10 protein-coding genes, 1 tRNA gene and 1 riboswitch are annotated in these 13,502 nt (G+C 65.4%); of the genes, 4 read left to right on the top strand and 7 right to left on the bottom strand.

The window, feature by feature from the left end:
• Positions 1-91: 91 nt before the first annotated feature.
• A riboswitch (SAM riboswitch) is annotated at positions 92-212 on the top strand.
• Between the two features lie 16 nt (positions 213-228).
• Positions 229-777, top strand: a complete 549-nt coding sequence (locus CAURIS_RS10250) for a hypothetical protein (RefSeq protein WP_290341964.1) — start codon at positions 229-231, stop codon at positions 775-777.
• Here the strand turns inward: CAURIS_RS10250 and CAURIS_RS10245 are convergent.
• Positions 774-1,190 (bottom strand): CPBP family intramembrane glutamic endopeptidase, encoded by a 417-nt coding sequence (locus CAURIS_RS10245; RefSeq protein ID WP_290341963.1) that lies wholly within the window; start codon positions 1,188-1,190, stop codon positions 774-776. The two genes, CAURIS_RS10250 and CAURIS_RS10245, sit on opposite strands and share 4 nt — an antisense overlap.
• Positions 1,191-1,398: 208 nt before the next feature.
• A tRNA-Gly gene (locus tag CAURIS_RS10240) sits at positions 1,399-1,472 on the bottom strand.
• Between the two features lie 65 nt (positions 1,473-1,537).
• On the opposite strand from CAURIS_RS10240, the gene dcd reads away from it, so the two are divergent.
• Complete coding sequence (dcd, locus tag CAURIS_RS10235; protein WP_290341962.1) at positions 1,538-2,101, top strand: dCTP deaminase; 564 nt, start codon at positions 1,538-1,540, stop codon at positions 2,099-2,101.
• Between the two features lie 50 nt (positions 2,102-2,151).
• Positions 2,152-3,462: a UDP-glucose dehydrogenase family protein gene (locus CAURIS_RS10230; protein ID WP_290343383.1), complete on the top strand. Its 1,311-nt coding sequence runs from the start codon at positions 2,152-2,154 to the stop codon at positions 3,460-3,462.
• 81 nt (positions 3,463-3,543) lie between these two features.
• Here the strand turns inward: CAURIS_RS10230 and CAURIS_RS10225 are convergent, their stop codons facing one another.
• From CAURIS_RS10225 to CAURIS_RS10215, 3 genes are all read right to left on the bottom strand, one after another.
• The gene (locus CAURIS_RS10225) at positions 3,544-4,443 is read right to left on the bottom strand and encodes a type IV toxin-antitoxin system AbiEi family antitoxin (RefSeq protein WP_290341961.1); all 900 of its coding nucleotides are present in this window, start codon (positions 4,441-4,443) and stop codon (positions 3,544-3,546) included.
• Between the two features lie 148 nt (positions 4,444-4,591).
• The gene (locus CAURIS_RS10220) at positions 4,592-5,893 is read right to left on the bottom strand and encodes a pyridoxal phosphate-dependent aminotransferase (RefSeq protein WP_290341960.1); all 1,302 of its coding nucleotides are present in this window, start codon (positions 5,891-5,893) and stop codon (positions 4,592-4,594) included.
• A 48-nt stretch (positions 5,894-5,941) separates the two neighbouring features.
• On the bottom strand, positions 5,942-6,556 hold the full coding sequence (locus CAURIS_RS10215) for a DUF1707 SHOCT-like domain-containing protein (RefSeq protein ID WP_290341958.1): 615 nt from the start codon (positions 6,554-6,556) through the stop codon (positions 5,942-5,944).
• A gap of 339 nt (positions 6,557-6,895) precedes the next feature.
• Here CAURIS_RS10215 and CAURIS_RS10210 point away from each other — a divergent pair, with 339 nt between their 5' ends.
• Positions 6,896-9,250 (top strand): Rib/alpha-like domain-containing protein, encoded by a 2,355-nt coding sequence (locus CAURIS_RS10210; protein WP_290341957.1) that lies wholly within the window; start codon positions 6,896-6,898, stop codon positions 9,248-9,250.
• A 403-nt stretch (positions 9,251-9,653) separates the two neighbouring features.
• Here CAURIS_RS10210 and CAURIS_RS10205 read toward each other — a convergent pair whose 3' ends face one another.
• Positions 9,654-11,369 carry a Rib/alpha-like domain-containing protein gene (locus CAURIS_RS10205; protein ID WP_290341955.1) on the bottom strand — a complete coding sequence of 572 codons (1,716 nt, stop codon included), beginning with the start codon at positions 11,367-11,369 and terminating at the stop codon, positions 9,654-9,656.
• A gap of 197 nt (positions 11,370-11,566) precedes the next feature.
• Positions 11,567-13,498: an ABC transporter ATP-binding protein gene (locus tag CAURIS_RS10200; protein WP_290343381.1), complete on the bottom strand. Its 1,932-nt coding sequence runs from the start codon at positions 13,496-13,498 to the stop codon at positions 11,567-11,569.
• Positions 13,499-13,502 lie beyond the last annotated feature (4 nt).

Here is a 13,502-nt window from a genome sequence, read left to right as displayed (position 1 = left end):
CCGCGTGTTTCCGGCGGTGTCCCGCACCTTGCGGGCCTGTCCTCGCCCGGGCGTTGACATAGACCAAGCTGTCTAGTATTCTCGGCTGCACGATCCAGAAGACCGACGATCCCATGCCTCCCGGCACGTCGGCTGGCAACCGCGCACATCGCGCACGGTGCCCCCGGGAGAAGATCGGCCGACGCTGCGACCGCGCGCCGGAAGAGCGATTCACTCAGGAGAAAATTCATGTCCCTCGACATGTCCTCATTCCTGCCCGCCGGGCTTCCCGACGACTGGACCCCCGCCACCTTCGGCAACCTCGACGCGGCCACGGTCACCTTCACCACGGATTCGGCCGCCGAGGTGCGGGAGTTCGATTCCGCCCTTGCCGCGATGTTCTTCGTCCGCGAGATCGTCGGCGGCTTCGACTACTCGCCCACGCGCAACGCCGTGCGCACGCAGCGTGGCGACGTCATCCTCCTGCCCGTCGTGACCACCCCGCGCGCCAGGGTTCCCGCGTCCGAGTGCACCCTGACCGCCGCCGGCCACTGCCCGCACTGGGGCCCGATGCTGAAGGCGGGCAACGGCCCCGCCGAGGACTGGGTGCCCGTGAGCTTCGCGCGCGCCGAGGGCGCGCTCGCCGAGTTGGTCTCGCCCACCGGCATCATCGCGGTGTACTTCCACGACGCCGCCGCGCTGGAGGGGGTAACACACTACAACCCGAGGTGGAAGGTCGTCCGGGGTGAGGTCAGCGCCTGGGTGTCCGGCACCCCGATCACGCCCTGCACCGCTTAGAGCGCGGCCAGCGCAATCGTTGTAACCAGCGTGTTGTCCACCGCGTGGAGGATGAACGTTGCCCACAAGCTGGAAAACCACAGCCGGGCTAGCACCAGTGAGGTGGCGAAAAAGATGATGTAGGCCATCACTGACAGGGAGCCGTGCATCGCGGTGAACACCACTGTGACAATCACCGCCGCCGCCCACATCCGCATGAGGGTGGCCAGCCAGTCCAGCATGACCCGGAGGAAGAGGATCTCCTCGAAAAACGGCGCGAGAAGCGCGGCACCTGCAAAGATGACCACGCCCGCCACCGGGCCCAGGCGGAAACCCTCGTCGATGGCCGCGCTCTCCGGCTCGGCGCCGACCAGCGGGCCGAGCAACGACGCGCCCAGCGCCGCCAGCAGAATCGACAGAGGGGCCCACCACATGAGGTGCCAAAAGGGCGGGTGGGCGTCGTGAAGCCGAGCTCGCGCAGGCCCCAGCCGCAGCGCCGCGCGAAACCGGCCCAGAGCACGGCGGCGGCGAGGAGGAACAGCGCCAGCGCCCACAGCGCGTGGCGGGGCGAGTACTCATGTGTCGCAGCCTAACAAGCGGCCTTTGCCGAACGTAGAAAACCCCCGCTGAGCTGCGGGGGGGTGGAGCCGGCGACGAGAATCGAACTCGCACTCTCAGCTTGGGAAGCTGATGTTCTACCACTAAACTACGCCGACAATGCAGGCAATGTTAGCACCCGGCCGCGCGCAGACGAAAACGGCCTCCGGCTACACTGAGCGACGTGCTTCTTTCAGACCGTGACATCCGCGGCGCCCTCGCCGCAGGGCGCCTGGGCATCGAACCCTACGACGCGCAGCTGGTGCAGCCGTCGTCCGTGGACGTGCGCATGGACCGGTTCTTCCGGGTGTTCAACAACTCGAAGTACACCCACATCGACCCGAAGCGTGAGATGGAAGACCTGACCACGCTGGTCGAGGTGCCGGAGGGGGAGGCGTTCGTCCTCCACCCGGGTGAGTTCGTGCTCGGCTCCACGCTGGAGAAGTTCACGCTGCCCAACGACCTGGCCGGGCGCCTCGAGGGCAAGAGTTCGCTGGGCAGGCTTGGCCTGTTGACGCACTCCACCGCGGGGTTCATCGACCCCGGCTTTTCGGGCTACATCACCCTCGAGCTGTCTAACGTGGCCAACCTGCCGATCACCCTCTGGCCCGGCATGAAGGTGGGCCAGCTCGCTCTGTTCCGCATGACGTCCGCGGCGGAGGTGCCCTACGGCAGCGGCTCGCTGGGCTCGAAGTACCAGGGACAGCGGGGCCCGACGCCCTCGAAGGCGTACCTCAACTTCCGCTGATCCTCCCCCGGCGAAGTGCCCGCCCGCGTGCGATGATGGGTCGCATGCGTATGACGGTTATCGGCACCGGGTACCTCGGTGCGACCCACGCCGCCTGCATGGCCGAGCTCGGCCACGAGGTGCTGGGCGTGGACGTGGATGAAAGCAAGATTTCGCGGTTGAAAGCCGGCGAGGTTCCGTTCTATGAGCCGGGCCTGCCGGAGGTGCTGGAGCGCAATATCGCGGCCGGCCGCCTGGATTTCACCACCGACTACCGGCGCGCCGCCGAGTTCGCCACCGTGCACTTCGTCGGCGTGGGTACGCCGCAGCAGCGCGGCTCGTACGCGGCGGATACGCGCTACGTCGAGGCCGTCATCGACGACCTCGTCCCGCTGCTGGAGGGCGACCACCTCATCTTGGGCAAGTCGACGGTGCCGGTGGGTACGGCGGCTGCGCTGCAGGAGCGCGCGGACGGCCTGGTGCGGCCGGGCGCGAGCGTGGAGGTCGCGTGGAACCCGGAGTTTCTGCGCGAGGGCTACGCCGTCAAGGACACCATCGAGCCCGACCGGATTGTCGTGGGCACCCGCGCCGGCAGCTCCCGCGCGGAGGAGGTGGCCCGCGAGATTTACGCGGTGCCCCTGGGTAAAGAAACCCCCTTCATCGTCACGGACCTGCAGACCGCCGAGCTGGTCAAGGTGGCGGCGAACGCGTTTTTGGCCACGAAGATCTCGTTTATCAACGCGGTCAGCGAGGTCTGCGAGATCGTCGGCGCGGACGTGACCCAGTTGGCCGACGCCATCGGCCACGACGAGCGCATCGGGCGCAAGTTCCTCGGCGCGGGCCTGGGCTTCGGCGGCGGCTGCCTGCCCAAGGACATCCGCGCCTTCATGGCGCGCGCCGGCGAGGTGGGCGCCGACCAGGCGCTGACGTTCCTGCGCGAGGTCGACGCCATCAACATGCGCCGCCGCGAGCGCGTGGTGGACATCGCGCGCGAGGAGCTCGGTTCGCTGATCGGCCGGCGCGTCACAGTGCTGGGGGCGGCGTTCAAGCCGAACTCGGACGACGTGCGCGATTCGCCTGCGCTGGCGGTGGCCGGCCAGCTCTCGCTCGCCGGGGCCGCCGTGCGCGTCTACGACCCGCAAGCCATGGATAACGCCCGCCGCGTCTTCCCCACGCTCGATTACGCGGCATCGCTTGACGACGCCCTGTCCGGCGCCGAGCTCGTCATCCTCGCCACGGAGTGGCAGGAGTTCCGCCGGATGGACCCCGTGGCGGTGGGGGGAGACGTCGATAAGCGAGTGCTTATCGACGCCCGCAACGTTCTGGATATCGACGCGTGGCGCGCGGCTGGGTGGACCGTGCGCGCGCTCGGGCGGGGCTAAGACCCCCAGGACAAGAACGAAACGGCAAGAATCCGCCCCCGGAGGCCGGAACGGTGGATTCTTACCCTTTCGTTCTTGCGTTTAAGCGCGTGAGGAGCGCACTGCCTCGACCATCCGCAGCACGGCGTCCATGTCGCGGAGCATGTCCTCAAAATAGACGCGCCGGACGGTGAAGCCGCGGTTGAGCAGCGCCCGCTCCCGATCGCGCTCCCGCATGAGGACGTCGTGCGGCGCCTGGGCGTACTTTGAACGGCCGTCGATCTCGAGGACGAAGCAGTCGTCGAAGAGGAAATCGGCGCGATACCCTGCGATGGGGGCCTGGAAAGTCCATCCCGTGACGCCGCGCTCGATGAGCACGCCGCGGAACCAGCTCTCCAGGGGCGAATCCGCGTTTAGGCAGGCGTGCTCCAACACGCGGAGCACCTCGCGTTTGCCCCTGCACCGCCCCATTCGTTCGAGGTGCCAGCGCATGTCCGCTGCCGTGAGCGCGAAGTCGCGCAGCGCCGCGTCCGTGGCAATGAGCCCCTCGACAAAGCCGTGGTAGCGCGCGATGTCAATGCAGGTCCTCGCCGGCGTGGTGGCCCGAACCCCATGTACCTGAAGAATCTCGTCGCTGCCGAGGCCGGCCTTCCGGTAGCGGACGCCCGGGATGCGCCACTTGGCCGAGGGGACACCGCCCGAGGGCACAGCGGCTTCGGGCACCTCGTCGCTCAGCGCGATGACCGGGATCCCTGTCACGCGCGCGGCGGAACGCCCGACGAGCACCCCCTTCGTCATGCTGCGGCCCGTCGCGATCGCCTTCAGGTTCTGCTTCTGCCAGTGCGGCAGGCCATCCCAGATGTCGCGCGGCACAGCTTGGGTTGGCGCCGCGAAGTGGTATTCGTGCTGCGCCAGGCGCAGCCGCATGCTCTGGTCGTGTCTGGTCAGCCGACGCGTGTCCGTGAGCAGCGCCGCCACATCCCCCACATTCTCAAACCCCATGCCGACATCATTGCCGCTGGGGGCCTGGCGGGCCACGCGCCGGGGGCAGGGCTGTGGATAACCCCTTCACGTGAAGAACAAAAGGGCAAGAATCCCACAATTTCTCCACCGGAAGCGGATTCTTGCCGTTTAGTTCTTACCGAGAGTGCTAGTGCTGGTGGTAGTCGCTGAGGAAGTTGCCGAGGCGCTCGATGGCGTTTTCCAGCTGCGAGGCCCACGGGAGGGTGACCACGCGGAAGTGGTCCGGGGTGGGGTAGTTGAAGCCGGTGCCCTGGACCATGAGGATCTTCTCGGACTTGAGCAGGTCCAGCATGAAGCGCTCGTCGTCGTGGATGTTGTACATCTCGGTGTCGATCTTGGGGAAGGCGTAGAGCGCCCCCTTCGGCTCGACGACGGAGACGCCGGGGATCTCGCGCAGCTTCTGCACCGTGATGTCGCGCTGCTCCTTGAGTCGGCCCCCCTGCCCGGTGAGCTGGTAGATCGACTGGCGCCCACCGAGCGCCACCTGGATGGCGTGCTGGCCCGGCACGTTCGAGCACAGGCGGGTGCCGGACAGCAGGTCGAGGCCCTCGATGAAGCCCTTGGCGCGGCGGCGCGGGCCGGTAATGATCATCCAGCCGGCGCGGTAGCCGCAGACGCGGTAGGCCTTGGACAGGCCGTTGAAGGTGACGGTGACCAGGTCGGGGCCCACCTCCGCCATGGAGATGTGCTCGGCGTCGTCGTAGAGGACGCGGTCGTAGATCTCGTCGGCGAAGACCACCAGCTCGTTTTCGCGGGCGATCTCGGCGATGCCCTCCAGCGTCTCGCGAGAGTAGACGGCGCCGGTTGGGTTATTCGGGTTGATCACCACGATGGCCTTGGTCTTGGGCGTGACCTTGGAGCGGATGTCCTCCAGCGAGGGGTTCCAGTTGTCCTCCTCGTCGCACAGGTAGTGCACGGCCTTGCCGCCCGCGAGCGTGGAGGCGGCCGTCCACAGCGGGTAGTCGGGGGCGGGGATGAGGATCTCGTCGTCGTTGTTGAGCAGCGCCTGCGTGCACATCGTGATGAGCTCGGAGACGCCGTTGCCCAGGTAGACGTCGTCGATGTCGAAGTGGGGGAAGTCCTCGATCACCTCGTAGCGGGTGACAATCGCGCGCCGCGCCGGGATGATGCCTTTCGACGTCGAATAGCCCTGCGACGTCGGAAGAGCCGCGATCATGTCGCGCATGATGACGTCGGGGGCGTCGAAGCCGAAGATGGCCGGGTTGCCGGTGTTGAGCTTGAGGATGGTGTGGCCGTCGCGTTCCATCTCCTCAGCGGTGGCGCTCACGGGGCCGCGGATGTCGTAAAAGACGTTCTTCAGCTTGTCCGCCTGGTCGAAGTGGCGGTGCTTGCGCAGCGGCTTTTTCGCCTGAGTCTTCTTTTTCGGGGATTCTGTCGATCCGGTGGGCTCGTCCTTCTGAGTGCTCATACGGCACAATACTAGCCACGGCGCGCCCACCCGAAGCCCGGAATACGGCTACTGCTTCTTGAAACGGTTGACCGTCTGCTGGGCGACGTCGAGCGCGTCGGAGGTGAGCTTGTTCACCTGCTGCCGGCGCTGCGCGCGCTGCGCCGCGATCTCGTCGGCCTGGGCGGCCTCGAGCTCGATCTGCCGGGAGCGCACCAGCTCGCGGCGCTGGCGCTCCAGTTGGCGCAGGCTGGGGGTGTACCACGAATCGGGGCCCACCTTCATGACGTAGAACAGAACAAACAAGGTGGGGATGATGAGCAGCGGGACGGCCGATGCGGCCGATGCGGACGCGGCAGCCAGTGTCATCGTCCCGCCGAGGGAGGCGAACGTGCCTAGCCAAAACACGCCCGCGCGGGTGCGCTGGCCCTGACGACGGGCACTGCGGATCTCGTCCGCGGTGTAGACGCCGGGCTGCATGGGAGTCGGGGATGCGCTGCGCGCCGGGAGGTCCCGGAAAAGGGGGTCGAGCTCCTCTTTGAATTGGGCGTGGGCCACGGCCTCGCAGCGGGTGTCGAACTCCTCCATGCTGAGGCGGCCCTCGCCGAGCGCTTGGCCGAGGGCGTCGATGGCCGTGGAGCGCTCTGCGTCGCTGATCCTGAAATTGCCGGAAGGGGTGGTCACCTGTCCTATAGTAGCCAGTCGCTTGCGGCATCACGGTCACGATGGGAACCGGCACGCATATCGGCGACAAAAAAGTTACAATTCACCTTTGATTCATGGGATTTTCTGGTCCGAGCTATCCGTGCGCCGGGCGTGGCGGGCTGGCGCCGTTGTGCCAGCTCATATGGGATCCGTGTCCAAGCTACTCGGCGATGGAAAGTGAATGGAGCGTGAACTTTTCTGCGTGGTGCCGTGCTACTGCGCACCGGGCTGTCCCGTCTTCCTTTCTTGGCCGGTACTGTGTGCAGCCTTGGGTTATTCTGCCTGTGGTCGGTATATCAAGGAGCTAGAGGAGCCCCCGTGTCCAAGAGAGTCACGTCTACCCTGTCCGCAGCCGTTGCCGCCGCCCTGGTAGCTGGCGTAGTGGCAGTCCCCCACGCACATGCAGAAACAAAAACGAACCTACAGCAGCCGTTGGCGTGTAACTTGCAGCTGAAGGACCCGGGCGGCATTCCTCTCGGCTTCGCTAGCGCCGTTGAGGGTGTCTACAACTCGGCGAACAAGAGCTACAGCAACTTTAAGGTCACCCTGGATAAGACTGAAGCGCCGGACACGGTGCCTCAGGGGGAGACTTTTGACTACGTCATCGATGCCGGCACACTGAGCGTTCCAGCGAGTATCAGGGCGGCAGTGACCGCGAATGTGACGCGGGTGAGCCAGCTGAATATCTGGTACCAGCTTCCCCAAAACGCCGAGCTTGTGAGTTTTACGGCAGAGGGAGGGGCGCAAGGGTTGAAGGTCGAACGTGAGGGGGCTAGGCTGCGCGTGTGGGTCCCGGCACCCACGAAACAAAGCCAGGATGTGACGAAATGGTCCAAGAACACGCGCAACGCGTTTGCCCATGGTGGCGCAGAGGCGACGAAAGCCGGGGATAGCTTCACCATTGCGATGCCGAAGATCACACTCAAGTTGAAGGCAACTGGCCAGCCCGGCGCAAAAATCCAGGCCGGTCTACCGAAGGCTGACGCAAACACCTTCAGCCCGGAGCTGCCGATCCAGTTCTACGCGGACGCGTCTGCGCGTGTTCCGTTCCGCGATGTCAATGCAAACGGCTTCATCCGCTGTGGGCTGTCCGAGGATGACACGTACTGGCCAGGGAGAAACCGTACGAATCTCCCCGCCGACAAGTTCTCGGCCGTCACAATCACTGAAGCACGTGCCACTGGGATGGCCGATGCGCACGATCCTCAGGCGGGGGGCCCGGTCACAATCGCACGTGGCGGCGCGCTCCCGAACGCGGAAAACGTTATTGCGAACTTCGCTGCCCTTCCGAGCGGAACGCGTGCTCAGTGGGAGTCGACGCACACTACGGTCGGGGATAACCAGAGCGGCCGAATCACCGTGACCTACCCTGATGGCACCACTGACGTGGTCGACGTGACGGTCCATGTCAAAGACGTATGGGTGCCGCGCGCACAGACTAACCCGGTCGTCGTTGAGCAGGGCAGCACCATCGTCGATGACTCCGCGAGCGCGTACATCGCTAACGCGGACGGTGCTCCGGCTGGAACGACGTTCGAGTGGGCGACTAAGCCGGACACGACGCAGCCTGGTGAAACCACGGGGACGGTGAAAGTGACTACCCCAGACAGCCAAGCCCACACGATCACCGTCCGTTTCTTCGTTCAGGGGACGGGTGCGCCCAATGTTTATATCCCCCAGGTGACCGAAGAGACCCAGAAGGTCAACGTCGGCGAATCCGTACCCGATGACCCCAGCTACCTGATCACTAACGCGGATGCCGCGCCGGCTGGAACTACGTTCGAATGGGCGATGAAGCCCGACACGGCCACGGCAGGGTCCGCCACGGGGACGATCCGGGTTGTGGTGCCGGGGCAGCCGCCAGCAGAGCGTACCGTCAACTTCAGCGTGGCAGCGGTCTTCACCCCCACAGCCAAGCAAGAAGCGACAGCTGTTGACTTCGAGGCAGACATCGCGGACGCGGACGCGAAGGCCCAGATTGCCAACGCGGATGCCGCACCAGCGGACACCACGTTCCGCTGGGCAGAGAAGCCGGACACCACCAAGCCGGGCTACACCACCGGCAAGGTGGAAGTGGAGGTGCCCGGCCAGGACATCATTGAAGTCACGGTCAGCTACTTCGTCCGCCTGCCGGAGTCTAAGCTCCTGATCAGCGACGAAAACGGTCCTATTTTTGCCCCGGGTACAGTCCTTGGGTTGAAGGACAAGAATGGGCACACCGTGAACGTCAAGGCCGACGAGAACGGTGCAATCACTATTCGCCCGACTGACAATCTGATGCCCGAGCAGACCGTTACTGTCACTGCGGCCGATGGTATGGAAGTACGGTACACACTGAACCTGGAGCAGGGGACGTTCACGAGGGTCGAGCATGCTCCAGACATTGGCGCCGCAATCGCCGGCGCCCTCTTGGGGGGTGTTGGTCTTCTTGGCGGACTGACCCAGATACCAGGTGTGAAGGAAAACGTCACTCGCTTCCTCAACAACGCGCTCGACCCCCAGACAGCCAAGGTGGCCGACATGGCCCTGCCCGTTATCAGCGCGATTCTGGGCCTGACCGGGCTGGCGGTCCTTGTCACCGCAGTCCTACCCAAGACCAACAACGACGGCGCGTCCGTCACGGTCGGCGACACCGCGTTCACGCCTGTTGGTAGCAGCGGCAGTTCTATCTAGGACATACAAGCTGCTCTGAGCAAAGACCTGTGTACGGGAGGGGGGAGCACGTCCCCGAAACTTTTCGTACATAGGTCTCTTTTCTGATGTAACGCCACACCCGCGACCCCATCTCACCCCTCCGGGAGCGCCAGCCGCGAAGCACGTTTCTGCGAACAATCCACCTCAGAGCCGTTGGACTCGCAGTGCACAGGGGTGGTGGCTCAAACACCGGGAAGTGCATGCGAGCGATCGGGTAGGGGGGCTCGGGCCCTCTCACTACTTGTCGCGGGCAGGCCGCCTGGAGAAGTGCCGGCACCACAACTGAGGCGCCACCCGCGCGAACTCCGGACATATGGCTGTCAGGCAGCGCGCGGTGGCGCCTCAGAGGGAAATCGATGTGCGGGGTGCCACCGAGTACCGGTTAGATCCGGATTCCGAAATGCTGGTTCAAAAATTCTGACATCTGCGGGCTGGTGACAAGCGCGAAGCCACCGAGGCCGAGGGCAAGCAGTACTCCAACGACGACGCCTCCTACGATCAACATTGTGTTGTCACTCGATCCTTCCGAGGAAGCGGAGCTCAAGTGAGTCCTGATCTCAAACCACACCTCGACAGTATCCGTCGACTGATCGGGGTACGTCACCGTGACCACACCGTTAGGATCGGCGGCGGTAGGAAGCTTCGTCCACTTCATTGAGGTGCCCTGTGGGAGCGACTCCACGTTGCTGATGACCTCGCTCGGATCCGGCAAGCTACCCCCTTCGTAGGCCGAAAAGATCTGGCTCGTATTCCTAATGGGGTTGTACTTGTCCGCATCCCGGTTCGAGGGGGCGGTTGTGGTCGGCTCCGCGGGGGCGGTTGTGGTCGGCTCCGCGGGGGCGGTTGTGGTCGGCTCCGCGGGTGCGGTTGTGGTCGGCTCCGCGGGTGCGGTTGTGGTCGGCTCCGCGGGGGTGGTTGTGGTCGGCTCCGCGGGGGTGGTTGTGGTCGGCTCCGCGGGGGTGGTTGTGGTCGGCTCCGTGGGGGTGGTTGTGGTCGGCTCCGTGGGGGTGGTTGTGGTCGGCTCCGTGGGGGTGGTTGTGGTCGGCTCCGCGGGGGTGGTTGTGGTCGTCGTGGGGGTCGGGCTCTGTTCCTCTGTCGGGAGCTCGTTGCGTGCTGGCAGGTCCTTAGCGGCGATGCGGAAGACTGCCTCTTTCATCGGCACGAGGACGTGGGTGGAATCCTTGTACTTGTACGCGGCGTATTGCGGCACGTGCAGCCCAGGAACATCCGGGGCGATGAAGTCGGCACCGATCTCGAAGGTGGTGCCATTGCCCGCGTTGTAGGTTTCACGGTGCTGGAGGCCGACATAGCCCTCATTGACTGCGGGCCAGGGCTCCTTTCCCCAGTCAGAAGGTTGAAAGCCTCCGGTGGTGTTAGTGGTGGTGACGCCGCGGGCGTTGGCCCGTGTTTTAACGACCATGTTCGCCTCGGCTGCGCCGCTGTCCGGGTGGAAGCGAGACGCCGAGCCTTCCACATAGGTGGAGCCCGGCGAGGGGTTCAGGCCGGCCTCGTAAATCCGGGAACCAAAAATGTTGGTGCGGACGGTCATGCGGCCCCGCAGGTGGTATTTCGCGCCCGGCTGGAGGTCCAGCGGGTTGGAGGCGGTGTGAACGCTGCCGTTGATGAGGAACGGGCCATAGTCGTCGGCGTCCGTATTGGTGTTCCCGTTGGCATTGCGGGAGTACTTTTCGGGGAAGGGGGTTGTGAACGTCGCGGTCCCGTCGGGGTTGACGGTGTAGGGGGTCCCGTTCTTTATGGTGACGTAGCGGGCGGTGAGGGTGTGCTCGCCGTAGGACAGCGGGGTGATGTCCGCCGTTGCTTGACCTTCGGAGTCCACGTTGGCCGTGGCAACGGCAACGCCATCGAGGTAGAACTCGACCCGACCGTCGGTAGCGCCGGGGACCGCGGCGGTGTAGGTGCCGGGAGTCTTGACGGCTACGGTCGTTGGGCCAGTAACCTCGACTGCTTTGCGGGTGTCGGCGGCATGCGCGACGGATACATTGGGAACAGGGGCGTCAATCGGGGCGACGGCGGGGGCGATAAGCGCGACAGCGCACAACCCGGCGATGGCGGTGCGATAGGGAAAACGCTGGGGCATGGAAAGTTACACCTCGGAGAGTTTAACCCGCGTGTGCAGCGGGAGGGCAGGGAATGGCAAGGAAGATTCTATGAAATCTCACAGCTTGCGGCAATGCACGGTGTGGAATATGACCAGCAATGACGGAAAAATTCCGCATGAATTAATCAGGGATTAACTGAATGTGGCGCATGCGGTGACCAGAACTCCCGCTCCGCTCAGTTCTCCCCGGCGAACTGGGACTGGTTCAGCTGGTAGTAGGTGCCCCGCCGTTCCAGGAGCTCGGCGTGCATGCCCCGTTCCACGATGCGGCCGGATTGCATGACCAGGATGAGGTCCGCGTCGCGGATGGTGGAGAGGCGGTGCGCGATGACGAAGCTGGTGCGCTGGGAGCGCAGCGCGTTCATCGCCTTCTGTACGAGCACCTCGGTGCGCGTGTCCACGGAGGACGTCGCCTCGTCGAGGATGAGCACGGCGGGGCGCGCGAGGAAGGCGCGGGCGATGGTGATTAGCTGGCGCTCGCCGGCGGAGATGGAGCCGCCGTCCTGGTCCACCACGGTGTCGTATCCCTCCGGCAGGGAGCGCACGAAGCGGTCCACGTAGGTCGCCTTCGCGGCTTCGAGGACCTCCTCGTCGGTGGCGTCGAGGCGGCCGTAGCGGATGTTGTCCATGATGGTGCCCTCGAAGAGCACCGCGTCCTGGAGCACCATGCCGATGTTCGAGCGGAGGCCGGCGCGCGGCATGTCGCGGATGTCGGTGCCGTCGAGGAGGATCGAGCCGGAGTCGACGTCGTAGAAGCGCATGATCAGGTTGACCAGGGTGGTCTTGCCCGCCCCGGTGGGGCCGACGATGGCGGCGGTCTGGCCGGGGCGAACGTGCAGGGTGAGGTCCTGGATGAGCGGGTCGTCGGTGTACGAGAACGCGACGTCGCGGAACTGGACGTCGCCGCGCACCGCGGGGGGTGCGGCGGTGGCGGTGTCGGCGGGTTCCTCCTTTGCGTCGAGGAACTCGAAGATGCGCTCGGCGGAGGCCACGCCGGACTGGAGCATCTGCGCCATGCCGGCGAGTTCGCCGAGGGGCTGGTTGAACTGGCGCGAGTACTGGATAAACGCGGTGGCGTCGCCGAGGGTGAGGGCGCCGGAGGCGACGCGCAGTCCGCCGAAGACGGCGATGAGCACGTACGACAGGTACGAGATGAACTGCATGATGGGGAGCATGGAGTTCGCGAGGAATTGGGCTTTCGATGCGGCGTCGAAAAGCGAGGTGTTCTTCTCGTCGAAGTCCTCGCGCAGCGCCTCGGTGCGGCCGAAGATGAGGGCGACCTCGTGGCCGCTGAAGGACTCTTCGACGTGGCCGTTGAGGTCCCCGGTGGAGCGCCACTGCGCGGTGAACTGGCGCTGGCTGCGCGTGCCCACCACGGCGATGACAACGGCCGTGAGCGGGATAGACAGCAAGACGATGAGGGCGAGCTGCCACGAAATCCAGAACATCATGCCGATGATGCCCACGAGCATCAGCGCGGCATTGAACAGCTGGGAGAGCGTCTCCTGCAGCGCCTGCTGGACGTTGTCCACGTCGTTGGTCGTGCGCGACATGACGTCGCCGCGTTGGCGCGTGTCAAAGTAGTTCAGCGGCAGGTGGTTGAGCTTCCGCTCGACGTCCTGGCGCAGCCGGTAGACCGTGGCCATGGTGATGCGGTTGAGGATCGCCCCCTGGGCCCACATGAGCACGCTCGACGCCAGGTACAGCAGCAGCAGCGTGACCACGAGCGCGCGCAGCCTGTCGACGTCGATGCCCTCGCCGGGGCGCAGGTCCATCGCCTCCGCCATGTCCGCGAAGCGGTCCTGCCCGCTTTCGCGCAGGCCCGCGATGGCCTCCTCCTCGCTCACCCCCGCCGGGATCTGCTGGGAGACCACGCCGCTGAAGATGACGTCCATGGCAAACCCCAGAACGCGCGGCGCGTAGACGGCCAGCACGACCGAGGCAGCGTTCATAAGAAAGACGAACACGAGGCTCACCTTGTAGGGCTCCAGCAGCCGCAGCAGCCGCATCGCGGACGGCCAGAAGCGCTTGGCCTGGCGCGGCGCCTTGCCGCCCCACTCGTCGCCGGCCATGCGCTCCTCGTAGTCCGCGAGCTGCTCGTCGGTCATCGGC

The organism is Corynebacterium auris (genome assembly GCF_030408575.1).
In the GTDB taxonomy this organism is placed as follows: domain Bacteria; phylum Actinomycetota; class Actinomycetes; order Mycobacteriales; family Mycobacteriaceae; genus Corynebacterium; species Corynebacterium auris.
This window is presented reverse-complemented; position numbering and strand designations above follow the sequence as displayed.